The sequence below is a fragment of the Paenibacillus sp. 481 genome (assembly GCF_021223605.1).
Lineage (GTDB): Bacteria > Bacillota > Bacilli > Paenibacillales > Paenibacillaceae > Paenibacillus_B.
The window spans coordinates 582,003-604,620 of record NZ_CP075175.1 but is presented as its reverse complement, the minus strand read 5'-3'; the positions used below and the strand labels follow the sequence as shown (position 1 = coordinate 604,620).

22 protein-coding genes are annotated in these 22,618 nt (G+C 49.2%); 20 read left to right on the top strand and 2 right to left on the bottom strand.

Annotation, left to right across the window (positions count from 1 at the left end):
* Positions 1 to 10: 10 nt before the first annotated feature.
* From gmk to spoVM, 14 genes are all read left to right on the top strand, one after another.
* Positions 11 to 583, top strand: a complete 573-nt coding sequence (gmk, locus tag KIK04_RS02435) for a guanylate kinase (RefSeq protein WP_232276763.1) — start codon at positions 11 to 13, stop codon at positions 581 to 583.
* Between the two features lie 87 nt (positions 584 to 670).
* Positions 671 to 874 carry a DNA-directed RNA polymerase subunit omega gene (gene rpoZ, locus KIK04_RS02430; RefSeq protein ID WP_232276762.1) on the top strand — a complete coding sequence of 68 codons (204 nt, stop codon included), beginning with the start codon at positions 671 to 673 and terminating at the stop codon, positions 872 to 874.
* A 300-nt stretch (positions 875 to 1,174) separates the two neighbouring features.
* Positions 1,175 to 2,500 carry a bifunctional phosphopantothenoylcysteine decarboxylase/phosphopantothenate--cysteine ligase CoaBC gene (gene coaBC / locus KIK04_RS02425; protein ID WP_232276761.1) on the top strand — a complete coding sequence of 442 codons (1,326 nt, stop codon included), beginning with the start codon at positions 1,175 to 1,177 and terminating at the stop codon, positions 2,498 to 2,500.
* Positions 2,501 to 2,537: 37 nt separating this feature from the next.
* Positions 2,538 to 5,165: a primosomal protein N' gene (priA, locus tag KIK04_RS02420; protein ID WP_232278559.1), complete on the top strand. Its 2,628-nt coding sequence runs from the start codon at positions 2,538 to 2,540 to the stop codon at positions 5,163 to 5,165.
* Between the two features lie 168 nt (positions 5,166 to 5,333).
* On the top strand, positions 5,334 to 5,810 hold the full coding sequence (def, locus tag KIK04_RS02415; RefSeq protein WP_232276760.1) for a peptide deformylase: 477 nt from the start codon (positions 5,334 to 5,336) through the stop codon (positions 5,808 to 5,810).
* Between the two features lie 8 nt (positions 5,811 to 5,818).
* Positions 5,819 to 6,775 carry a methionyl-tRNA formyltransferase gene (gene fmt / locus KIK04_RS02410; protein WP_232276759.1) on the top strand — a complete coding sequence of 319 codons (957 nt, stop codon included), beginning with the start codon at positions 5,819 to 5,821 and terminating at the stop codon, positions 6,773 to 6,775.
* An 8-nt stretch (positions 6,776 to 6,783) separates the two neighbouring features.
* On the top strand, positions 6,784 to 8,187 hold the full coding sequence (gene rsmB / locus KIK04_RS02405) for a 16S rRNA (cytosine(967)-C(5))-methyltransferase RsmB (protein WP_232276758.1): 1,404 nt from the start codon (positions 6,784 to 6,786) through the stop codon (positions 8,185 to 8,187).
* Between the two features lie 282 nt (positions 8,188 to 8,469).
* Positions 8,470 to 9,522 carry a dual-specificity RNA methyltransferase RlmN gene (rlmN, locus tag KIK04_RS02400; RefSeq protein WP_232276757.1) on the top strand — a complete coding sequence of 351 codons (1,053 nt, stop codon included), beginning with the start codon at positions 8,470 to 8,472 and terminating at the stop codon, positions 9,520 to 9,522.
* 6 nt (positions 9,523 to 9,528) lie between these two features.
* On the top strand, positions 9,529 to 10,296 hold the full coding sequence (locus tag KIK04_RS02395) for a Stp1/IreP family PP2C-type Ser/Thr phosphatase (protein WP_232276756.1): 768 nt from the start codon (positions 9,529 to 9,531) through the stop codon (positions 10,294 to 10,296).
* Positions 10,293 to 12,488 (top strand): Stk1 family PASTA domain-containing Ser/Thr kinase, encoded by a 2,196-nt coding sequence (gene pknB / locus KIK04_RS02390; protein ID WP_232276755.1) that lies wholly within the window; start codon positions 10,293 to 10,295, stop codon positions 12,486 to 12,488. The genes KIK04_RS02395 and pknB overlap by 4 nt, the downstream gene beginning before the upstream one ends.
* 75 nt (positions 12,489 to 12,563) lie before the next feature.
* Positions 12,564 to 13,481, top strand: coding sequence for a ribosome small subunit-dependent GTPase A (rsgA, locus tag KIK04_RS02385; protein ID WP_232276754.1), 918 nt, complete (start codon positions 12,564 to 12,566; stop codon positions 13,479 to 13,481).
* Between the two features lies 1 nt (position 13,482).
* Positions 13,483 to 14,154: a ribulose-phosphate 3-epimerase gene (gene rpe, locus KIK04_RS02380; protein WP_232276753.1), complete on the top strand. Its 672-nt coding sequence runs from the start codon at positions 13,483 to 13,485 to the stop codon at positions 14,152 to 14,154.
* Positions 14,155 to 14,201: 47 nt separating this feature from the next.
* On the top strand, positions 14,202 to 14,465 hold the full coding sequence (locus tag KIK04_RS02375) for a hypothetical protein (protein ID WP_232276752.1): 264 nt from the start codon (positions 14,202 to 14,204) through the stop codon (positions 14,463 to 14,465).
* Positions 14,466 to 14,735: 270 nt separating this feature from the next.
* A complete protein-coding gene (gene spoVM / locus KIK04_RS02370) occupies positions 14,736 to 14,816 on the top strand; it encodes a stage V sporulation protein SpoVM (protein WP_019424875.1) in 81 nt (26 codons plus the stop codon).
* A 158-nt stretch (positions 14,817 to 14,974) separates the two neighbouring features.
* On the opposite strand, the gene rpmB is transcribed toward spoVM, so the two are convergent.
* On the bottom strand, positions 14,975 to 15,163 hold the full coding sequence (rpmB, locus tag KIK04_RS02365; RefSeq protein ID WP_232276751.1) for a 50S ribosomal protein L28: 189 nt from the start codon (positions 15,161 to 15,163) through the stop codon (positions 14,975 to 14,977).
* 170 nt (positions 15,164 to 15,333) lie between these two features.
* Here rpmB and KIK04_RS02360 point away from each other — a divergent pair, with 170 nt between their 5' ends.
* The 5 genes from KIK04_RS02360 to KIK04_RS02340 all read left to right on the top strand — a co-directional run bounded on the left by KIK04_RS02360 (position 15,334) and on the right by KIK04_RS02340 (position 20,869).
* The gene (locus KIK04_RS02360; protein WP_232276750.1) at positions 15,334 to 15,693 is read left to right on the top strand and encodes an Asp23/Gls24 family envelope stress response protein; all 360 of its coding nucleotides are present in this window, start codon (positions 15,334 to 15,336) and stop codon (positions 15,691 to 15,693) included.
* Positions 15,694 to 15,747: 54 nt separating this feature from the next.
* Entirely contained in the window at positions 15,748 to 17,466 is a 1,719-nt protein-coding gene (locus KIK04_RS02355) for a DAK2 domain-containing protein (RefSeq protein ID WP_232278558.1), read from the top strand.
* Positions 17,467 to 17,487: 21 nt separating this feature from the next.
* A complete protein-coding gene (locus tag KIK04_RS02350) occupies positions 17,488 to 18,342 on the top strand; it encodes a DegV family protein (protein ID WP_232276749.1) in 855 nt (284 codons plus the stop codon).
* A 48-nt stretch (positions 18,343 to 18,390) separates the two neighbouring features.
* Positions 18,391 to 20,439, top strand: a complete 2,049-nt coding sequence (gene recG / locus KIK04_RS02345) for an ATP-dependent DNA helicase RecG (RefSeq protein ID WP_232276748.1) — start codon at positions 18,391 to 18,393, stop codon at positions 20,437 to 20,439.
* A 142-nt stretch (positions 20,440 to 20,581) separates the two neighbouring features.
* Complete coding sequence (locus KIK04_RS02340; protein WP_232276747.1) at positions 20,582 to 20,869, top strand: stage VI sporulation protein F; 288 nt, start codon at positions 20,582 to 20,584, stop codon at positions 20,867 to 20,869.
* Positions 20,870 to 20,941: 72 nt separating this feature from the next.
* On the opposite strand, the gene KIK04_RS02335 is transcribed toward KIK04_RS02340, so the two are convergent.
* On the bottom strand, positions 20,942 to 21,619 hold the full coding sequence (locus KIK04_RS02335; RefSeq protein ID WP_232276746.1) for an SOS response-associated peptidase: 678 nt from the start codon (positions 21,617 to 21,619) through the stop codon (positions 20,942 to 20,944).
* Positions 21,620 to 21,786: 167 nt separating this feature from the next.
* On the opposite strand from KIK04_RS02335, the gene KIK04_RS02330 reads away from it, so the two are divergent.
* On the top strand, positions 21,787 to 22,398 hold the full coding sequence (locus KIK04_RS02330) for a DUF1796 family putative cysteine peptidase (RefSeq protein WP_232276745.1): 612 nt from the start codon (positions 21,787 to 21,789) through the stop codon (positions 22,396 to 22,398).
* The last annotated feature ends 220 nt before the right edge of the window (positions 22,399 to 22,618 follow it).

The following is a 22,618-nucleotide window of genomic DNA, read 5'->3' as shown; positions in this document are numbered from 1 at the left end:
GGAGACGAACATGAACAAAGGTTTGTTAATTGTTCTTTCCGGCCCGTCAGGTGTCGGCAAAGGTACAGTATGCAAGGCACTCATTAAGAAAGCGCCGGACTTGATTTACTCGGTATCGGCGACAACTCGCCAACCCCGCTTAGGTGAGGTTGATGGAGTTAACTATTTTTTCAAATCCCGCGAACAGTTTCTGAATATGATCGACGAAGATCAGCTGCTGGAATACGCGGAGTATGTCGGTAACTATTACGGCACGCCGCGCGAATTCGTGGAGCGTACGCTGAATGAAGGTCGCGATATCATTCTCGAAATTGAAGTTCAAGGCGCGCTCAAAGTAAAAGAGAAATTCCCAGAAGGAATTTTCATCTTCTTGCTTCCGCCGTCATTGGATGAGCTTAAGGACCGCATCCGCGGTCGTGGCACTGAGAATGAGACAGTCATTGACCATCGTATGAATGTAGCTGTTGAGGAGATTGCGCTTATGCAGCATTACGATTATGCGGTTGTGAATGACGAAATCGATCTAGCGTGCAAACGTATAGAGAGCATAATTATTGCCGAACACTGTAAGATTGAGTCCTAAACCAAGAGACTCAGGGCAGGGCGCACTTTTTGTATAAAAAGTGTGCCTTGCGACGGTTTGAGCTAGTAAACAAAAGGGGTGCTGAATATGTTATATCCATCCATTGATGAACTCATGAACAAAGTCGACAGCAAATACTCGCTCGTAGTAGCTGCATCGCGTCGCGCGCGTCAACTTCGTGAAGGTAGCCGCACAGAATTGTACAATCCAAAAGCACACAAGCAAGTTGGTGTTGCTTTGGAAGAAATTTATGGCGACTATATTACACTTGAAAACGACAATCAAGACTAGTAGCAATTAAGGCCGCCATCATGTTGTGCTGACCGTCCTATTCGATAAGATGGACAGACAGACAATGAATGTATTCCTCGTGAATACAGCTTGGCGGTCTGCTTTTTTTTCTTGTACGTTAACGATGAAATGCGAAGCAGATACATGAAGCAAGAAGCATGAAGTGAAACGAAGCAAAGAACATATACAGGTGCAAAGCACTGTCGAATGATCGAAGTGACAACCGCAAGGTTGTTATTTTTTTCATCATCACCTATCAATATGCGATTCGGTTGTCATTGCGCGGAAAGGCAGGGGCGTATGTTAAACGGGAAAACGATCGTACTAGGAATTACAGGGGGGATTGCTGCTTATAAAGCAGCGACTCTTTGCAGCAAATTGAGCCAAGCAGGGGCAAATGTGCACGTCATTATGACAAAGTCGGCGACGCAATTTATTTCGGAGCTTACGTTGCAGACGTTGTCGCGCAACCTCGTTTATACGGATACATTCGACGAGCGGGACCCAGAAGTCGTCTCACACATTCATATAGCTGATAGTGCTGATCTTGTTCTAATCGCTCCGGCGACAGCTAACGTACTAGCTAAAATGGCGTACGGTTTGGCTGACGATATGCTGTCTACAACCGTATTAGCCACGATGGCTCCAATTATGGTCGCCCCTGCGATGAACGTACATATGTATGCGCATCCGGCCGTCCAGCATAATATGGAGCTGCTACGCCAGCGCGGCGTACTCTTTATTGAGCCTGGCGAAGGGCCGCTTGCTTGTGGATACACGGGCAAAGGGCGTTTGGAAGAGCCAGAACAGATCGTGGAACAGGTGCAGGCGTTTTTCAATCAGTCGACTACCAAAAAGGTGGGCGCTGCGCTGCTAGAAACACTTGCGCCAGTCCATGATTCTGCTGCTGAGCTGCCACTAGCGGGCCGCACCGTGCTTGTAACGGCTGGTGGAACGTTGGAACGCATAGATCCAGTACGCTACATTACGAACGATTCTTCTGGGAAAATGGGCTTCGCTGTCGCGGAAGCGGCACGCAACATGGGAGCGCACGTTGTCGTGGTAGCTGGGCAGACGCAAGTCGATCCGCCAGTTGGGGTTGAGCTTGTGCGCGTCGAATCGACGCAACAAATGCTCGAGGCGGTAATGGCACGTTACGAAGCGGTAGACGTTGTCGTCAAGGCTGCGGCCGTTGCTGACTACCGCCCCGTAACACAGGCTGCGCAGAAGCTGAAAAAAACCGGTGAGCGCTTAGTGATCGAATTTGAACGCAATCCCGACATTTTGGAAACGTTAGGGCGGAACAAGACGCATCAGTTGCTTATTGGCTTTGCCGCAGAAACAGAGAAGCTGGAAGAGCATGCACGAGGGAAATTGCAACGTAAAAATTGCGATCTGATCGTGGGCAACGATGTTTCGCGGGCGGATGCAGGCTTCGGTTCGGACAATAATGAAGTGCATATTTATAATAAACATGGTTTGCTTGAACGTATCCCGTTAATGTCCAAAGGTGGGGTAGCGACTCGGATTTTGCAGCTTGCTGTCGCGCAAATGCAGGCAAAAGCAGCGCAGCAGAAGCCGGTAGAACAATCCGCACGCCACGATGAGGTGCATGCTGTTGAATGAACGTGACGTTAAGCACCTTGGGGAGAGTGGAACGATAATGGACGAAACAACAGCTAGAGACTCGCGCTTTGCACGCGTCATCGTCGATGTGTTAAGCAAGCAAACGAATCGTCCGTTCGACTATGTCATTCCTGAAGCGATGCGTCCATGGGTAGAGATCGGTAGTCGTGTTGGGGTACCTTTTGGTGGTCGTACCGTACAAGGGTTCGTTATTGCCTTAACGACACAAACGGATGTGCCGGTGCACAAGTTGAAGCCGGTTCAGCAACTGCTTGATTCGATCCCGCCGTTGCCGCAGGATCTAATTGAGCTGTCGCTGTGGATGAGTACAACGTATGTGTGTACGCGGACGGCGGCGTTGCAAGTTATGATTCCAAGCGCTCTGAAAGGGAAGAACGAAAAAGCGATTCAGCTTGGCATAGAAGCAAGAGCTTATTTGCGTTCATTGGCAGAATGTAGCCATGAGATCCTGCATACACATGATGCGGATCAGGCCGAGCGACCCGAGTTGCAAGGTCTGATGATCCCCATTGCAGCTCATCTGGCAAGTGATGAGATTGGCACGGAAGTTCTGCAATATGTACAGCGTAACGAACCTGTTACACGAGACAAATTGCTACATGCTTTTCCGCATGCGGTCACGTTCGTGAAAGAAGCGATGCAGCTTGGTTGGCTTATTGAAACAGAGCGAATCAAAGATCGGCTAGGCGTCAAGCTGCTGAAGCGTGTGAAATTGGCGATTGATGAGCAAACAGCGGAGCGCCGTATTGCAGAGCTTGGTGCGAAAGCACGCCGCCAGCAAGAAGTCGTCATGCAATTGCTCGAATTTGGCGGTGAGCTGCCATTGAAGTCGTTGAATGCAACGGCTGTCAAGGCGCTGGCTGACAAAGGGATTGTAACCATTGACGAGGTTGAAGTGATGCGTGATCCGTATGCGCATCGACAATTTAAACCTTCGCAGGCGCTTCCTCTTACGGAGGAGCAGGCACATGTGCAGTCGCAAATTGTGGCTGCTATCGATGCCGCGGAATCCCGCTCATTTTTGCTACACGGCGTGACGGGCAGCGGCAAAACGGAAGTGTACTTGCAATCGATTGAGCGCTGTTTAAGTGAAGGCAAGGAAGCGATTGTGCTCGTTCCAGAAATATCGCTCACACCGCAAATGGTAGAACGCTTTAAGAGCCGCTTTGGCTCTAAAGTCGCTGTCTTGCACAGCCGGCTTTCACAAGGGGAGCGTTATGACGAATGGCGCAAAATTCGGGAACGGCGTGCACAAGTAGCTATTGGTGCACGTTCAGCCGTGTTTGCGCCTTTTCAACGCATCGGACTTATCATCATGGATGAAGAGCATGAAACTTCTTATAAACAAGAAGAAACGCCGCGATATCACGCGCGTGATGTCGCGGTTGAGCGGGCTAGGCAGCATCGTGCAGTTGTTGTGCTAGGCTCGGCTACGCCATCCATGGAGACATACTATGCTTCAAGGATGCATGGTTATACGAACTCGTCTCAGAGCTTGGAACGTCCTGCTTGGGATCTGGCACCGCTTGCGATGCCTACGCGTGTAGGTGGCCGCGCGCTGCCGCCTGTTCATATTATTGACATGAGAGAGCAGCTGAAGCTGGGCAATCGCTCCATGTTCAGCGCGCCGTTGGAGGCAGCGCTGGAAGAACGTTTAGAGCGGGGCGAGCAGACGGTACTGTTGCTGAATCGCCGCGGCTATTCGACGTTTGTCATGTGCCGGACTTGCGGCTTCGTTGCGCAATGTCCAGAATGCGACATATCGCTAACGTACCATATGAAGACGGAGCATATGCGTTGTCATTATTGTGGATATACAGAGCGTGCGCCGTCGGTGTGCCCTTCTTGCGAGAGCGAGCATATTCGCTTTTTTGGCACGGGGACGCAGCGGGTAGAGGAACAGCTTGCTCGCCGTTTTCCAGGCATTCGCGTCATTCGGATGGACGTCGATACGACGACGGAAAAAGGGTCGCATGAACGAATGCTAGAGCAGTTCAAGGAACGGAAGGCAGATGTACTGCTTGGGACGCAAATGGTCGCCAAAGGGCTTGACTTTCCATATGTGACGCTTGTTGGCGTCATTGCAGCGGATTCAGCTTTGCATATGCCGGATTTCCGCGCAGCCGAAAAGACGTTTCAGCTGTTGACTCAAGTGGCAGGACGAGCGGGACGACATCATCTACCAGGTGAAGTGTTCGTCCAGACGTATGCGCCGGAGCATTATTCCATTATGCATGCATCGAAGCATGATTATGCCGCATTTGCTGCTGACGAGCTGCGTCAGCGGCGGGCACGAATTGTGCCGCCATTTTGTCGGCTAGCCTTGCTTACGATGACGCATGAGCAGCTGCCATTACTAGTAAGAGTGGCCGAGAATGCTGTGATGCGCATTAAGGAGCTTGCCGAAGCGCGAGGCTGGTTGCGTCCGCTTGTGGCAGGCGGTGATGCACTAGACGTATACGGTCCGGTCGCCTCGCCGATACCACGTATCAAAAATCGCTACCGTTTTCAGTGTACGGTGAAATGCCGTGGGGATGTTGATTTAGCGAGTTTAATGACGGAAGCTATGCACGAATTTGACGGGGTCGCGCGTGAGCAGGGTGTGATGTTCAGTGTTGATATCGATCCGCAAATGATGATGTGATATAAGGTTGGATTCCACTTTCACACTACGCTTAACAGCGGTCGAAAAAAGGTTGCTTGTTAGCTTTATAATTATTATGATTGCACGTATGAGCTTTTAAACAAGTGCTTTAATTGAGCATAACATAGATCGTATAGATTACATTTTAAAAAAGGAAGGTGCTGCCCGATGGCATTGCGAATTATTGTACATGAACCGGACCCAGTATTGCATGAAAGAGCGAAAGAAGTTACGAAAATAGCACCAAACATTCATAAATTGCTTAACGATATGGCGGATACGATGTATCACGCTGAAGGCGTTGGCTTGGCTGCGCCACAAATCGGTATTTTAAAACGCGTGATTGTGGTAGATGTGGGCGATGAGCACGGGCTTATCGAAATGATCAATCCGGTCATGACAGAGATGACAGGCGAACAGCTCGGACCTGAAGGCTGCTTGAGCATTCCAGGCATTAATGGTGACGTGCGTCGCCACCAACAAATTAAAGTAACAGGCCTTAATCGTAATGGCAAAGAGTTCTCCATGGTTGTAACGGACTTTTTAGCTCGTGCCTTCCAGCATGAAATTGATCATTTGAACGGCGTGCTGTTCACTGAAATTGCGGATCGCGTGTACGATGCACCGCGTCACGACAAGGAGTAGATGTAATCATGACTAAAATCGTGTTTATGGGTACACCTTCGTTTGCGGTGTCCTCATTAGAAATGCTTATACAGGAAGGCTACGAAGTAGCAGCGGTTGTCAGCCAGCCCGATCGCCCAGTTGGGCGCAAGCGAGTGCTAACACCAACACCTGTCAAAGAAATCGCGCTCCAGCATCACATTCCAGTCTGGCAGCCAGAGCGCTTGCGCGGCTCGGAAACGGTTGATGCGATTCGTGAGCTGGCACCTGATCTCATTATTACAGCTGCGTATGGACAAATCTTGCCGAAGGCTGTATTAGATATTCCGCGTCTCGGTTGTATTAATGTCCATGGCTCGCTGCTTCCACAGTATCGTGGAGGGGCGCCGATTCAGCGTTCCATCATGAATGGTGAAGCGGTGACGGGCGTTACAGTGATGTATATGGCCGAAGGCATGGATACAGGCGACATGCTTACGAAAGTAGAAGTGCCGATTACGGACGAGGACAACGCAGGGACGATGTTCGAGAAACTGCGTATAGCTGGTGCAGACTTGCTTCGCCGCACATTGCCAGAATTGATCGCGGGTAAGCTGCAAGCGGAGCCGCAAGACGACACGCTGGCAACGTACGCGCCTAATTTAAAGCGCGAAGATGAGAAGCTTGATTGGACGCGTACGTCACGCGAGCTGTTTAACCAAGTGCGAGGTCTTGTACCTTTTTCGGGTGCATTTACGTTGTGGGGCGAGGACGTGTTTAAAGTATGGGCGTGTACAGTTCCTGCACAAAAGGCAAATGCATCTGAGACAGGAGCAAGTGCAATCGCTCCTGGCACCGTGTTGACGGTCGATGAGCGTGGGATTGAAGTGAAGACAGGCGACGGTTCTTTGTGGCTGATAGAAGTACAACCTGCTGGCAAAAAGGCAATGGCAGCCGCGGAATTTGTTCGCGGTGGTAAATTGCAAAGCGGGACGGTGCTGGTGTGAGTAACGGCGTGAAAAAAGGTCAGGGTCAAGGGTCAGCTCCGCGTCGGAAGACGGCACGGGAAGTTGCATTAGATGTGCTCGTAGCGGTAGAGCGTGAGCAATCTTATAGCAATTTGCAGTTGAATCAAGCTTTGCAGGAAGCTAAGCTTGAGCGCGTAGATGCTGGACTTGCGACCGAACTCGTATATGGTACGATTCAGCGCTTAAATACGATTGACAGCGTACTGGCACGCAAAGTGGAAAAGGGAACGGCGAAGTTGAAGCCGTGGATGCGCAATTTGCTACGGATGAGCTTGTACCAGCTGCATTATTTGGATCGCATTCCCGATCATGCTGCGGTAAATGAAGCTGTTGCGATTGCCAAACGGCGCGGCCAGCAAGCGATGGGCGGCTTCGTTAACGGCGTGCTGCGCGGTGTCATGCGTGAGCCGGACATTTGGTCCGCCCCTCATGCAGCTGCCAAAAATCCAGTCGTGCGCATTGCATGGGAGCATTCGCATCCAGAATGGCTCGTAGCAAGCTGGATCTCTGCTTATGGCGAAGCGGCGACAGCCGCGATGTGTGCGGCTAACAATGAGCCGCCGCATGGCAGTGTGCGCGTGAATCGCCTGCGCGGTAGCAGAGAGCAGCTTATCGCTGACATGGAAGCGAACGGCCTGCAAGTTGAGCCTTCTGCCGTGTCTGTGGACGGCATCGTTGCACGTGCAGCAGGCAACTTGGCACTTAGTAGCTGGTACCGTGATGGCCGCCTTTCTGTACAGGACGAAAGCTCGATGCTCGTCGTTGAGGCGGTTCGACCTGAGCCGGGCATGCGCGTGCTTGATTGCTGCGCGGCTCCAGGCGGCAAGACGGCTCATATTGCCGAGCGCATGGGGAATAAAGGCGAAGTCATCGCAAACGATGTGCATGCACACAAAGTCGCGCTCATCGAGGATCAAGCGATAAGACTTGGCCTGCAAGTTGTGCACGTGATGAACGTGGATGCGCAGGCGTTGACGAAGGCGCTGCCGCAGTCTTCATTTGACGCGGTGCTGCTGGATGCACCGTGCACGGGCTTTGGCGTAATTCGTCGTAAGCCTGACATTAAATGGACGAAGCAGCCCGAGGATGTGACGTCGATCGCGGCTCTGCAAGCGCGACTCATTCGCGAGGCGGCACAGCTTGTGCGCCAAGGCGGTCGCCTCGTCTACTCCACGTGCACGGTAGAGCACGCGGAGAACGAAGCCGTTGTGCGCGACTTCTTAGCGGAGCATGCACGCGACGGGTGGCAGCTCGACGACACGTGGAAGTCTGCGTTGCCACAGGACAAGCTAGCAGCCGCTTTACAGCGCAGCTCGGACGGCATGTTGCAAGTGCTGCCGCATGATGCAGGCTCAGACGGGTTCTTTATTGCTTGTCTTGTTAAGGAGTAAGTGTAACGACTAGATAAGCATGGCAACGGACCCTTATCACCAGACACCGCTTGCGCTGATGATAAGGGTCTTTTTTATGACACAATGGCTATAATGCGTAGTAGTATATGTTGTGCGGTGTGTTGCTTGGAGATCGACTTGAGAAAAAGGAAGTGAACGTAGGTTAGGATAGCTAAAAGGCTATCTCACACACGTTCGTTGCAGTTGACTTTTAGCAAGGGCTGCAATTGTGGTAAAATAAATCGACTATATGCATAGCAGAAAGCGAAGGTAAGACATCTGATGAAACCATTTATATACGATTTAACGATTGACCAGCTACAAGCTTGGTTAAAGGAGCAAGGCGAGCCAGCATTTCGTGCTGGGCAAATTTTTGAATGGTTGTACGGTAAGCGCATTTCCAATTTTGAAGACATGTCCAACTTGTCCAAAGGTTTGCGCACTAAACTGGAAGATAACTTCCAATTCGTGACATTGAAAGAAATTACAACTTTGCGCTCATCGGACGGTACGATCAAGTTTCTATTCGGTTTGCATGATGACCATGCTATTGAAACGGTGTTGATGAAGCATGACTACGGTAACAGCGTATGCGTGACGACACAAGTCGGCTGTCGCGTAGGCTGTACGTTCTGTGCATCTACACTCGGCGGTTTGAAGCGCAACTTGACGGCAGGGGAAATTGTGGCTCAAGTTGTGGCAGCACAAAAAATATTGGATGAAACGAACGAGCGAGTCAGCAGTATCGTTATTATGGGAACGGGTGAACCGTTTGAGAACTACGATGCTACGATGGCCTTTTTGCGCAACATGATTCATGAAAAGGGACTGCATATTGGACAACGTCATATTACGGTGTCTACAAGTGGTATCGTGCCAAGCATTTATAAGTTTGCAGACGAGAATACGCAAATTAATTTGGCCATTTCTATTCACGCGCCAAACGATGCGTTACGTTCCAAGCTGATGCCGGTTAACCGTCGTTTCCCGTTCCAAGATGTAATGGATTCTCTAAAACATTATCAAGAAAAGACAGGTCGTCGCATAACGTTTGAATATGCCCTAATTGGTGGCGTGAACGACAAAGAAGAGCATGCGATCGAACTGGCAGACGTACTGAATCGTATGGAAATGTTAGCTCACGTGAACTTGATTCCGGTCAACCACGTGCCAGAACGCAATTACGTGCGCACACCGCGCAACGATATTTTCAAATTTTATAATGCGCTACTTGATCGCGGCATTAATGCAACGATTCGTCGTGAACAAGGGCATGACATTGCAGCAGCATGCGGACAATTGCGTGCGAAGCATATGGAGTCCAATGCGAGGTGATTGAACATGAAAGCTGTGCATCGTTCCGATGTGGGACGCGTACGCGCAGTTAATGAAGACCGTGCTTACGCGGCTAAACTGCCGAATGGATATGATCTTTACATCGTAGCCGATGGTATGGGTGGGCATCAGGCAGGTGACATTGCCAGCCGATTGGCTGTAGAAACGGTAGCAGCAGAGCTTAAGGCGCTGCCAGAAGAGCTAGAACAAGAGCAGCTTGGTAAAGCGCTCGAACACGCTATTTTCCGTGCCAATCAGACGATATTTCAGATTGCTTCTCAAGATGAAAAGTATCATCATATGGGCACAACAATTGTGGCAGCTATTTTTAAGGATGAAGACGGTTATATTGGCCATATCGGGGATAGCCGCGCTTATCGCGTGGACCGAGATGGCATCGCGCAGTTGACGGACGACCATACGCTCGTGAACGAACTCGTCAAATCAGGGCAAATCCGCCCCGAGGAAGCCGAGCGTCACCCGCGGAGAAATGTACTTGTTCGTGCCTTAGGCACAGACGATCAAGTAGCTGTTGATTTAAAACCGCTGACCATGGCTAGTGGAGAATCGCTTCTCCTATGCAGCGATGGTTTGACGAACATGCTAAAGTCCAAGACCATCTGGGAAACCGTAATCGATCCTTCGCTTCCGCTAGAAGTGAAGGCGGATCGTCTGCTTACACAAGCATTAGAAGCGGGCGGAGACGACAATATTACTATCGTCCTCATAGAGCGCCAACACTCTAGCACCGAGAAAGAGGGGTGGAACTCGTGATCGGCACTACTTTAGCCGGACGTTACGAAATTATGGCCCGCATAGGCGGTGGCGGCATGGCGCTTGTGTATAAAGCGCTGGATGTGCTGCTCAACCGCCATGTGGCAGTGAAAATATTAAGACAGCAATTTGTATTCGACGAGGAATTCATTCGTCGCTTCCGTCGTGAAGCGCAATCCGCAGCGTCGTTGTCTCATCCGAACGTCGTCAGCATTTATGACGTTGGTCAGGAAGAGGAAGATATACATTTTATCGTCATGGAATATGTTGAAGGGCTCAACTTGAATGAAGTTATTCAGGATCGTGCACCGTTGCAATCAGAGGAAGCGGTTCGTATTGCGATCCAAATTTGCGACGCGCTCGACCATGCCCACCAAAATCACATTATTCATCGTGACATTAAACCGCATAACATTTTGATCGGTAAAAATGGACGGGTTAAAGTAACCGACTTCGGAATCGCACGAGCGGTTACGTCGTCTACGATTACGCAGACAGGCTCTGTGATCGGTTCTGTGCATTATTTCTCTCCCGAGCATGCGAAAGGCGTGGCGACAGGTGAGAAATCGGATTTGTACTCTTTAGGTATCGTATTGTATCAAATGTTGACGGGCAGTTTGCCATTTCTAGGCGAGAGCCCGATTAGTGTGGCGTTGAAGCATTTGCAGGATACGTTCGAGGAGCCGCGCAAGCTTAATTCTCATATTCCGCAAAGCGTGGAGAACATTATTTTAAAGTCGATGCGTAAGAACCCGAGCGAACGCTATCAGTCGGCTACTGAAATGCTGCAGGACTTGGAGACGTGTCTAGCTCCAAGTCGCTTGCAAGAGCCGAGGCTTACTTTTGCAGCTGCTTCTGCACGGTATGATGACGATCAAGAAACGCGCGTAATGCCTGCGATTCGCGAAGTCAACGTGCAGAGTAACGAACGCTTTGAGAGTGAACATGTGGAGCAGATCATGGCTGCATCAACAGGTGCTGGCTCGGTGCAAGGCACAGGCGGCAGCCAGGTTAAGCAGAGCGAAGGCGGCAACAAATCGAATAAACCGGCTCAGCCGGGTAAAAAGGCTTGGGTCAAGCCTGCGATTTGGATTGGCATTACCGTATTGTTTCTGGCCATTATGGTGGGCGTCGTCTTCTACGTCAAAAGTTTAATCAGTGTGAAGGAAATTGAGGTTCCGAATCTAGTTAGCAAAACGGAGACGGAAGCTAGGAACATGCTGACAGAGCTCAATTTAGACGTTGAGGAGCCGAGTTTGCTAGAGTACCACGAGAATGTCGCTAAAGGTATTGTCTTTGACCAGAGCAAGCCAGCAGGTACAAAAGTAAAAGAGGGCTCAAAGATTCGCCTCTCGATTAGCGAAGGAACCGCGTTCGTAGAGCTGCCTGATTTAACGGGCCATTCCTACGAAAGCGCGGTGCAGGAGTTGATCAGGCTAGGCTTTGAAAGTTCACGCATTCAGCGGAAACCTATGTTCAGCGATGAGGTGCAGTCCGGGGAAGTAGTCAAGACTTCACCAGCTGCAAATACCAAAGTGGACCCGAGGAAGGAAACGATTCAGGTTCATGTGAGCAAAGGCAAAGAAATGTTTAGAATGCCTAACTTGATCGGTAAGACAAAGGATGAAGCATTGGCGCAGCTGCAATCGAGTGAATTGAAGCTGAAAAAGAACGGCGGCATTATTGAGGAGTCGAGCTTTGTTCCGGTAGGTGAAGTTATACGCCAGTCCCCATATGAGCCGAACGATCAAGTGGAAAAAGGGGCAGAAATTACGATTTACGTAAGTTCGGGATATCCGCCGGAAGCGTTGAAATATACCCTTGCTTTACCTGTTTTTCCGCAAGAAGAAGGTAAAGAAAGTACGTTCCGAATCGTCTATTCGGATGCCCGCGGTGAAAGTAAAGAGTGGGGCAAACAAAAGATCAGTACTTCGCAAATATTACACATTGAGCTGGTGCTAGCGCCGAACAAAGATGGTGCTGTATCCGTTTATCGTGATGGGCAATATTTGGAGTCGTATCCGGTTACGTATAACGATGCGAAGAACAACAATGTTCCACAACCAAATGGTCATCCCACGATGAACCAAGGAGATGGCCAGTCTGGCGAAGGAACGGGTAATGGTAATGAGCATAGTGATCCAAACAATGGTCAAGGAGAGCAGCAAGGAGAGCAAGGAACACAGCCTTAGACAAACCTGTACGTTACCCATTGAGACATAACAATGACGTCACGTGACGACACGTAAATTAACGGAGGGTACAACATGCCGGAAGGTCTAATCGTGAAAGCATTAAGCGGTTATTATTATGTGCAGCCGGACGGTGAGCCAGCTGCACATACCGTTCAATGCCGAGCACGTGGTATTTTCAAAAAAAGAGGCGAATCTCCTTTAGTCGGGGATCGAGTCGTCTTTTTGGTCACAGAAAATGAGGAAGGCATCATAGATGAACTTGTTCCTCGTACGAGTGAGCTTATTCGGCCGCCAGTGTCTAACATTCAACTGGCGGCGCTCGTTTTTTCGGTGATGGAACCGGCGTTTAATCGTCAGCTATTGGACAAGTTCCTCGTGCATATTGAACATGCCGGAATCGACGTCGTCATCATCTTGACGAAATGTGACATGATCGATTCGCTGCCACCAGAAAAGGCAGCGAAAGCACGTAGCGAGATGGAAGATAACATTCGCCTTTACGAAGCGATTGGCTATGAAGTCATTGCAACGAGCGCTAGTGCAGGTTGGGGCTTCGATCGGGTTCAACAACGGCTTGCTAATGAGCTGAGCGTGTTTGCTGGCCAATCTGGCGTTGGGAAATCGTCGTTGCTTAACGCGATGGTACCAGGCATTACGCTTGAAACGAATCAGATTAGCCAAAGGCTAGGACGCGGTAAGCATACGACACGACATGTCGAGCTCATTCCGCTTCCGCAAGGTGGATACATCGCGGATACGCCCGGCTTTAGCCAACTTGATTTCCTTGAGCTTGGTGTTGACCAGCTAAGTGAGTGTTTCCGCGAGTTTCAGCCTTTAGCTGCTGATTGCAAATTCCGCGGCTGTACGCATATTCATGAGCCTGGATGCCGCGTAAAAACGGCGCTAGAGGCTGGAGAAATCGCCTCGTCGCGCTATGATCACTATTTAATCTTTTTTAATGAAATGAAAGAAAAAAAGCGGAGGTACTGACATGATTAAAATAGCACCATCGATTTTATCCGCCGACTTTGCACAACTTGGCGCTGACATCGCAGATGTTGAGCGTGGCGGCGCAGACTGGATTCATATTGACGCAATGGATGGCCGTTTCGTGCCGAACTTGACGATCGGTCCGCTTATCGTAGAAGCGATTCGTCCGCATACGAAACTGCCACTTGACGTTCATTTGATGATTGTTGAGCCAGAAAAATATATTCCTGCTTTCGCAAAAGCAGGTGCAGACTGGATTACAGTTCATGCGGAGGCTTGCCCGCATTTACATCGCGTTATTCATCAAATTAAAGAACTCGGCGTTAAGGCGGGTGTTGCGCTCAATCCGGGCACTTCGCTATCCGCTATCGAGGAAGTGCTGCCTGATTTGGACATGGTTCTTATTATGACGGTTAACCCAGGCTTTGGCGGCCAAAGCTTTATCGAGAATACACTTGATAAAATTCGTCGCCTGCGCAGCATGCTAGACGCCCGCAATTTGCAGCATGTGCATATTGAGGTGGATGGCGGTGTTACTGCGGAAACAGCGGCGCTAGTGGCTGAGGCGGGTGCAGACGTGCTCGTAGCAGGCAGTGCTGTGTACGGAGCTAAGGATCGTCAAGAGGCAATCGAGCGCATTCGTCAAGCTGGACAAGCGGCTTTGAAGCGATAAGCGATAATTGACAACGATGAGCTTGTAGCGAGAGGGGACATGCGTTCGTGACGGGGAGAACGGCGTTATCTTTGACACTTTACAGTTTTGCTTGCGGATCTTTGGTTGGATTGTATCCATTTCTGCCGCTGCCGCTTAATTTAGTGTGCTCGTTAGGTGCTTTTTTACTTGGCATTCGCTTTTTTAAACGCTACGAAACGCGTAAAATGCGCTTTGGGTTTATCGCGCTGGCGGTGCTATATTGCTTAGTTAGCATATTTTTTATGGCGATGGTTATTCATACGAATAAGCTACCAGGCGTAGCGATATAGCTCACAGCGGATGCGTGTATGGACGTATTCTATTCACGGGTAGCGGACATTTTCGCTGCCCGTTTTTTTTAGGTATTTCAGGCATTTTAGGCTTTTTGGGCATTTGCCTAGGCATACGGTGTTCTAATTTGGCATATGATGGTTACATGAGCAAAGCGCGATTTCCTACAGCTTTTTTCGTTCGGTTCGTTAGTTCATCGAGTTGATTAGAAGGGCAAGATGAATAGCATGGACAACAGGGTAGGATGAGAACGACGAGGAGGGTGGAAAATGAAGTTTTATACTTTTAAGCTGCCTAAATTTTTGGGAGGTTTCGTAAAGGCGATACTGAATACGTTCCAAAAAAATTGATGCTTCGCGGCGGCATTGAGCTGAATCCGTAACCATCCATCCCCTAATTGTTCCACAACCGTCTAAAGCGAAGTGATCCACATGCAAATGTATACAATACGGAGTCGGCAACGCAAAAAAGCACCTAGAAAGGTGCTTTTTGTATATAGTGCATGGGATTAGACGCGAGTCACTTTACCTGCTTTCAATGCGCGCGTGCTCACGTAGACGCGTTTAGGTTTACCATCAACCAAAATGCGAACTTTCTGAACGTTTACGCCCCAAGTGCGACGCGTTTTGTTGTTCGCGTGGGAGTTATTGTTTCCCGATCCAGGTTTTTTCCCCGTAATATAACATTTGCGAGCCATGCCTTACACCTCCTTGTCCCAAAACAACCCTGCATACAATCAAATACTCAAATATGATACCATATGTTAAAATCTCTCGTCAACCAAATCAAAAACTTTGTTTATTTCTGTTTTCTCTTATAGTACAATGGTGATTAGTCCATAATACTCGAAAAGGGGTGAACGAACCCATGGGCATTGAACTCGGTACAGAATTAGGAAAAGTAAATATTTCCGATGAAGTGGTAGCTGTTATTGCAGGCTCGGCAGCTATGGAATGCTACGGTCTTGTTGGCATGGCATCACGAAAGCAATTAAAAGATGGAATTGCTGAACTGCTCGGACGTGAGAATTTGTCACGTGGCGTCGAAGTGCGACGTGAACAAGAGGCACTGCATATAGATTTATATACGGTCGTTAGCTATGGAACGAAAATTTCTGAAGTAGCGCACAACATTCAAGTTAAAGTTAAATATGTACTTAATGATGTTGTCGGTCTGCAAGTAGAGCAGGTCAACATTTTTGTGCAGGATGTGCGTGTATCAAGCTAGGAAGGGGAATATCCTTTGAACAAGCGTTCTTTAAATGGGACACAGTTTTCCAATATGGTGCTGGGCGGAGCGGATGCACTTAATCGGCATGCCGAATACGTTAATGCATTGAACGTGTTTCCGGTACCAGATGGAGATACGGGAACGAATATGAACTTAACGATGACAGCGGGTGTAGCGGAGCTTAAAGCGAAGATGTCGCCGTCTATTTCCAAGTCGGCGGAGGTATTGTCCAAGGGGCTGCTTATGGGCGCACGTGGCAACTCCGGCGTTATTTTGTCGCAGCTATTCCGTGGCTTTAGCCGTGGTGTTGCTGGTCTTGATGAAATAAATGCAGTCCAATTCGCCAATGCGTTGCAGAGCGGTGTGGACACGGCTTATAAAGCAGTAGTCAAGCCTGTTGAGGGTACCATTTTGACAGTAGCTAAAGAAGCAGGTAAGCATGCAGTTGCGATTGCACGCCGGACTCCAGATGTAGTTGAATTAATGCGTGAAGTGTTGGCTAAAGCCAATGAAGCGCTCGCGAAGACACCGGACTTGTTGCCGGTATTGAAGCAGGTAGGTGTTGTTGACTCCGGTGGACAAGGCCTTGTTTACATTTATGAAGGATTTTTGCGGGTGTTGGAGTCGGAAGAAGGCGCATTTACGGGTGAAGCAGCTTCTACAACGGAAGTTGGACAAGCCTTTAAAGTAGCGACTCCTGTCGTACATCGTGAAACACCTACATCTGCACAAGCGAAGCTGAATACGGAAGACATTGAATTTTTATATGATATGGAATTTTTCATTGACCGTACAGCAGCTTCAGCACGTCCATTTGATGAAGCTGCATTCCGAAAAGCGCTTGCTAAAAATGGTGATTCTATCATTGTTATTCCTGACGATGAAATTGTTAAAGTGCATGTGCATTCCCGTCTTCCAGGTGAAGTGCTTGACTTGGCGATGCAGCATGGTGAACTGATTCAAATTCATATTTTGAATATGCGTGAGCAACATCGTGAATTGCTAGATGCTGAACATGCAGAAGTGTCCGCGTTACCAGACATGTTTGCGGATATGCCAACAGCTGAAGTAACGGATCACGCAGTAATTGCAGAGCCGCCAGCAGATGAATTAGCACCTTACGGATTTATTGCAGTCGCGATGGGCGATGGCATTCGTGATATTTTTACGAGCCTAGGTGTTGATATTGTATTGTCCGGTGGACAGACGATGAATCCGAGTACGCAAGATTTTGTCGAAGCGATTGAGTCGATTACGGCTGATCACATTTACATTTTGCCTAACAACTCGAACATCGTACTTGCTGCCAAACAGGCTGCTGATATCGTTGATCGCAACGTAACGGTCATTACAAGCAAGACGATTCCGCAAGGCATTGCGGCAGTGCTCGCGTTCAAAGAAGAGGAAAACCTTGAAGTAAATACTTCGTCGATGGACGAGGCTATTGCTAACGTTCGTTCTGGTCAAGTGACGTATGCGGTTCGCGATACGACATTTGACGATTTAGATATTAAAGCAGGTAACTATATCGGAATTGCTGAAGGTAAAATTGTTGCAACAACCGAGCAATTGCTTGAAACATGTCAACAGCTCATCACGAAGATGGTAGCTGATGGCGGAGAAATGGTAACGATCTTGTCGGGCGAAGACGCAAATGACACGGATACAGAGGAACTTGTAGCTTGGGTAAGCGACAATTATCCTGATGTTGAAGTGGACGTACATCAAGGTGGCCAGCCAATTTATTGTTACATTATTTCTGTAGAGTAGTACAGAAATGGGGGAGAGCCGATGGCTAGCATTCGGATAGTGACGGATAGTACGGCGGATATTTCGCTCGAACTGCGGGAACGTTACGGGATTGAAATGGTGCCACTTAAAGTTCATTTTGGACAAGAAATGTACAAGGACGCGGTTACGATTCAAGCCGAGGAGTTTTACGGCAAGTTGTCTCAAGCAGCGCAGCTGCCGACAACGTCTCAGCCATCACCTGTCGAGTTTCTAGACGTTTATAAACGTTTGAACAAGGAACCTGACACGCAAATTATTTCCATACACTTATCAGCGGCGATGAGCGGGACTTACCAATCGGCCGTTCTAGCAAAAAATATGATGGAAGAAGAAGCTAATATTACGGTGATCGACTCTAGGTCGGCAACGTACGGCTTCGGCTTACTCGTCATTACGGCAGCTAAAATGGCGGAGGAAGGACGTTCAAGCGAAGAAATATTAGCTGAAATCGAACGCTTGCAGAGCGATCGAAAGCTGTATTTCCTCGTAGATACGTTGGAGTTCCTGCAAAAAGGCGGTCGTATCGGCAAGGCAGCAGCCTTGTTTGGTACTTTACTTAACATTAAGCCGATATTGTCGATTGACGATGAAGGCCAAGTGAATTCAGTGGACAAGGTACGCGGTCATAAGAAGGCAGTGGCGCGTGTTGTTGAGTTACTGAAGCGTGATTTTGAAGGAAAGCCGGTACATGTTGTTATCGGTTATTCTAACGATAAAGCGGCAGCGGATGAATTATTAACAAGCATACAGGCGAACTTTGATGTTCGTTCACTGGACTATAATGTAATTGGACCTGTTGTAGGCACGCATGTGGGGCACGGTGTAGCTCTGTCCATCATGTGGGAGGCGAAGTAAGGCGGGCAATTGCCCGCCTTTTCGTCTAGATTGGGAAGACTTTAGCCCATGATTGATTTACAGCAATGTCCAGTGACGATGATTAAAGGCGTGAGCGCTTTGAAACAACAAGAGCTTCACGCCTTTGGCATTTTTACAGTCGAAGATATGCTTAATTATTTTCCGTTCCGTTATGAAGATTACCGCCTTCGCCAGTTAAGTGATGTTAAAGATGGAGAAAAAATTACGGTCACAGGTCGTATTATGAGTGAGCCGATCACACAGCGATTTGGTCGTAAATCGAAATTGTCGTGCCGTGTCATGATTGAATCTTGGCTCGTTACCGCGACATGGTTCAACCGCCCGTATTTACGTGAACAATTAACGCAAGGACGAGATATCGTGCTTACTGGGAAATGGGATCAGCGTCGTCTACAATTGACGGTCTCGTCCTCTGAGTTCCCGGACAAAGGAAACAGTCGCGTCGACACCCTGCAACCGGTCTATTCGGTCGGAGGGAAAATTACGCAGACGTGGATGCGTAAGACGATTACCCAGACGTTGCAGCAATTTGGGGAAGCCATTCCCGAAATACTGCCTGGGGAACTTGTGCGGCGCTATCGCCTCATGCCGCGGAAGATGGCTGTACGCACGATGCATCAGCCGCAGAATACGGATGAGGGCAAGCAAGCGCGTCGGCGTATGGTGTATGAGGAATTATTTTTGTTTCAGCTAAAGTTGCACGCGTTTCGCGCAATCACTCGCGAGCGTTCTGACGGGGTCGCTCACGAAGTGGACAATGCGACGGTGCGACAGTTTGTGCGCAGCTTGCCATTCGAGCTGACCGAAGGTCAGAAGCAAGCGGTGACCGCTATATTAAGCGATATGCGGTCACCGTATGGCATGAACCGTCTGTTGCAAGGCGATGTTGGCTCGGGTAAGACGGTTGTGGCCGCTGTCGCGCTATACGCGGCTGTAAAGGCAGGCTTTCAAGGTGCGCTTATGGTGCCGACCGAAATTTTGGCGGAGCAGCATATGCGTTCGTTATCGCGGCTGTTTGAGCCGCACGGCATTCAAGTCATGCTGCTTACAGGCAGCTTGACAGGTCGCAAGCGTCGTGATGTGCTTGCTGCTATGCAAGAGGGCGTGGTCGACATCGTGGTCGGCACGCAAGCTCTCATCCAAGAGGGCGTGCATTTTCCGCGCTTAAGCCTTGTCGTTACAGATGAGCAGCACCGCTTCGGTGTGAATCAACGCAGTGTGCTGCGCCGCAAAGGCTTAAATCCGGACGTGCTAACGATGACGGCGACGCCAATTCCACGTACGTTGGCGATTACGGCTTTCGGCGATATGGAAGTGTCGTCCATTCGTGAGCGTCCGGCCGGGCGTAAGCCGATTAAGACGTATTGGGTCAAGCACGAACTGCTTGACCGTGTCCTAGGCTTTATTCGGCGGGAAGTGTCCGCAGGCCGGCAAGCTTACGTCATTTGTCCGCTCATCGAAGAATCGGACAAGCTGGACGTGCAAAATGCAATCGATGTGCACATCCAAATGCAGCAAGCACTGCCAGATCTAGCAGTGGGGCTCTTGCACGGTCGGATGTCAGCGACAGAAAAAGATGAGGTCATGCGCTTGTTTAGTGCAGGCGAGACACATGTACTCGTCTCGACGACCGTTATCGAGGTCGGCGTCGATGTGCCGAACTCAACGTTAATGGTCGTGATGGACGCTGAGCGGTTCGGCCTCTCGCAGCTGCATCAGCTGCGTGGTCGTGTCGGCCGGGGCGAGCATCAGTCTTATTGCGTGCTTATTGCCGATCCGAAGTCGGAAGTCGGTCAAGAGCGGATGCGTATTATGACGGAGACGGAAGACGGCTTTGAACTGTCACAGCGCGATTTGGAGCTGCGTGGTCCAGGCGATTTCTTCGGCACGAAGCAGAGTGGTATGCCTGATTTTAAAGTTGCCGACATGGCGAGTGACTTCTCTGTATTGGAGCAGGCGCGTGATGATGCGGCAGCGCTAGTCGGCGCAGAGCTGTTCTGGACATCTCCTGAGTACGCGTCTCTACGGGAAGTGCTGCAACGGGAGCAGCTGTTCCAAGGGGAAGTGGTCGATTAACCGTTCGCACAGAAAATCGGGCGGATAGCTGACAAGCAAGCAGGCATATATTGAAACATAATCTAGCTTTCATAGCTTGATCATGTGTACGATGTGAGTCGATTAAGCGGTGAAAGCCTGAGTTTCGGAGGTGCTTGACCCGATGAGCTATGTTCAGTATGGTATCAACCCGCAGCTTGTGGAGCGGATTAAAACGAAGATGCGCAATCCTGCCCTGAAGGAACGAGTTAAAACGACGGTGCATGGCGTTACAAAAGCAGATTTGCAAAATCGTGTTGCGGTACGCCGCCTGCTTCGTCAAGTGGCGCATGTACTCAATGAGCAAATAAGCGAGCAGCAGGAAGAACACATCGTACAATTTATTATTAGTCAAAAAATTGACCCGAATAGCACGCTCCATCTGCTCAAGTTATGGGGGATGTTCCGCTAATGGCTTGTAGCAGTGGGTAAAATTGCATGAAAATGGGTAGCAAAAGAGTCGACTAGTTGTCGGCTCTTTTTTCTATCCATGAATGGGCTCTATGCAAGCAGGGGAGTCGACACGGACGTTGCCTACTTGGCGATCTACCGGATAGGCGTTCAACCATGTAGATGGGCAAGGTTTTAGTAGGGCTTGTAGCTGCTCCGTGTCGGTTACACGGCGGTCAAGCCACTGTCTTTCCTCGGCTTGCGACAAAATGACAGGCATCCGGTCATGAATCGGCTCCATCGTGCTGTTCGGTGTCGTCGTAATAATGGTGCAGGTGCTTACCTTTTCGCCTTTATCATTGATCCACGTATCGTATAGACCTGCCATGCTGAACAGCTTCCGCTCTTGAAGCACGATACGCATCGGCTGCTTGCTGCCGTCGGCTTCCTGTTTCCATTCATAGAAGCCATCCGTCGGAATAAGGCAGCGTTTGCGCTGAAACGGCGTTCGGAATGCAGGCTTGTCCCGCAGCGTCTCCGAACGGGCGTTTATCGTCCTCCATGCAAGCTTGTCGTCCTGTGCCCAAGATGGCACGAGCCCCCACCGCAGTGGACCGAGACGCAGCTTCGTTCCATCATGAATAACTGCGGTTACCGATTGGCTCGGAGCGATATTATAGCGCGGCGTGTGAGTCGCGGAACCGACTTCCTCGATTTCGTAATAAGCCATCAATTCTTCCAACGATACCGTTAACGTAAATCTTCCGCACATGGCTGCTGCTTTCCTCCTTTTTCATCCTTATGATGTTGATCATACCGGACAATCTCTTGCACCGCAACGTTCCCATTCTAGCGCTGTTTCATGACATTATCACTCCATCATCTGTTCAGTCATCGGACAGGGAGGTGAATATACTAATGAAAAAGGCGGTGCCATAGATGAGACTGACACATATTAAAGGCGAGTATGATGCGATATTCAGTCTTGGCTCGAAGTGTCTGGCTGCTATTCAACTAGAGAGCAATGAATTGCGTCCTTGCAGTGGTGTGCTGGATTGGATGATATCGAAATCGTTGACGCATGTGAATGTGCTGCTGGCAAATCGATTTGCTGCGTTTATGGAGCCTACAAATATGGGATTTGTGAACTACGAGAATCAAAATATATATTTATTTGATCATTTGTACCAAATTATGCTTGTCCACGACCTTGCTATTGACGATCAGGGAACACATCGGGTAGAGCTTTTTCCTGAATTTAAAGAGAAAATAAATCGCCGTATTCAACGATTTTTAGACTGTGTTGATTCGGGAAAGCGTATCTTGTTTGTTCGTTTGGGAGGGACGTATGAGGAGGCGGTGCAGTTGCAATTGACGTTGTCTCAGCTTGTGAAGGGCCCGTTCACAGTGCTGCTTATTAATGATTATCCTTTTGAAACGTTGGTGGAAAATGATTGGCCGCTGGAGCGTGTATGCGCTGTGCAAATGCCGCTGGAGCTGCGGTGTGACGCTTTATGGACAGCTATGCTTAGTGGAATTAGGCTCGCCTAAACCGCTCTAAATCTATCTGAGTTTCTCTGAATTTCTCTAAACCTCACTCATAATCAATATTCCCCCTTCAAAATAAGTCCGTGTCATTCACGGGCTATTTTGGTTTATAGCATGTAGTCTTTCTTTGTTCTATCTATCTATATTATTCGATGTTTCAAATCTATTTATAGTATAATAGTTACAAAATGAATGGAATGGATTGGGAAAAACAGCGGGGAAG

Bases quoted from the DNA above. Each gene is read 5' to 3' on its own strand.
- gmk (WP_232276763.1), top strand. From the start codon at position 11: ATGAACAAAGGTTTGTTAATTGTTCTTTCCGGCCCGTCAGGTGTCGGC.
- rpoZ (WP_232276762.1), top strand. From the start codon at position 671: ATGTTATATCCATCCATTGATGAACTCATGAACAAAGTCGACAGCAAA.
- coaBC (WP_232276761.1), top strand. From the start codon at position 1,175: ATGTTAAACGGGAAAACGATCGTACTAGGAATTACAGGGGGGATTGCT.
- priA (WP_232278559.1), top strand. From the start codon at position 2,538: ATGGACGAAACAACAGCTAGAGACTCGCGCTTTGCACGCGTCATCGTC.
- def (WP_232276760.1), top strand. From the start codon at position 5,334: ATGGCATTGCGAATTATTGTACATGAACCGGACCCAGTATTGCATGAA.
- fmt (WP_232276759.1), top strand. From the start codon at position 5,819: ATGACTAAAATCGTGTTTATGGGTACACCTTCGTTTGCGGTGTCCTCA.
- rlmN (WP_232276757.1), top strand. From the start codon at position 8,470: ATGAAACCATTTATATACGATTTAACGATTGACCAGCTACAAGCTTGG.
- KIK04_RS02395 (WP_232276756.1), top strand. From the start codon at position 9,529: ATGAAAGCTGTGCATCGTTCCGATGTGGGACGCGTACGCGCAGTTAAT.
- rsgA (WP_232276754.1), top strand. From the start codon at position 12,564: ATGCCGGAAGGTCTAATCGTGAAAGCATTAAGCGGTTATTATTATGTG.
- rpe (WP_232276753.1), top strand. From the start codon at position 13,483: ATGATTAAAATAGCACCATCGATTTTATCCGCCGACTTTGCACAACTT.
- spoVM (WP_019424875.1), top strand. From the start codon at position 14,736: ATGAAGTTTTATACTTTTAAGCTGCCTAAATTTTTGGGAGGTTTCGTA.
- rpmB (WP_232276751.1), bottom strand. From the start codon at position 15,163: ATGGCTCGCAAATGTTATATTACGGGGAAAAAACCTGGATCGGGAAAC.
- KIK04_RS02360 (WP_232276750.1), top strand. From the start codon at position 15,334: ATGGGCATTGAACTCGGTACAGAATTAGGAAAAGTAAATATTTCCGAT.
- KIK04_RS02355 (WP_232278558.1), top strand. From the start codon at position 15,748: ATGGTGCTGGGCGGAGCGGATGCACTTAATCGGCATGCCGAATACGTT.
- KIK04_RS02350 (WP_232276749.1), top strand. From the start codon at position 17,488: ATGGCTAGCATTCGGATAGTGACGGATAGTACGGCGGATATTTCGCTC.
- recG (WP_232276748.1), top strand. From the start codon at position 18,391: ATGATTGATTTACAGCAATGTCCAGTGACGATGATTAAAGGCGTGAGC.
- KIK04_RS02340 (WP_232276747.1), top strand. From the start codon at position 20,582: ATGAGCTATGTTCAGTATGGTATCAACCCGCAGCTTGTGGAGCGGATT.
- KIK04_RS02335 (WP_232276746.1), bottom strand. From the start codon at position 21,619: ATGTGCGGAAGATTTACGTTAACGGTATCGTTGGAAGAATTGATGGCT.
- KIK04_RS02330 (WP_232276745.1), top strand. From the start codon at position 21,787: ATGAGACTGACACATATTAAAGGCGAGTATGATGCGATATTCAGTCTT.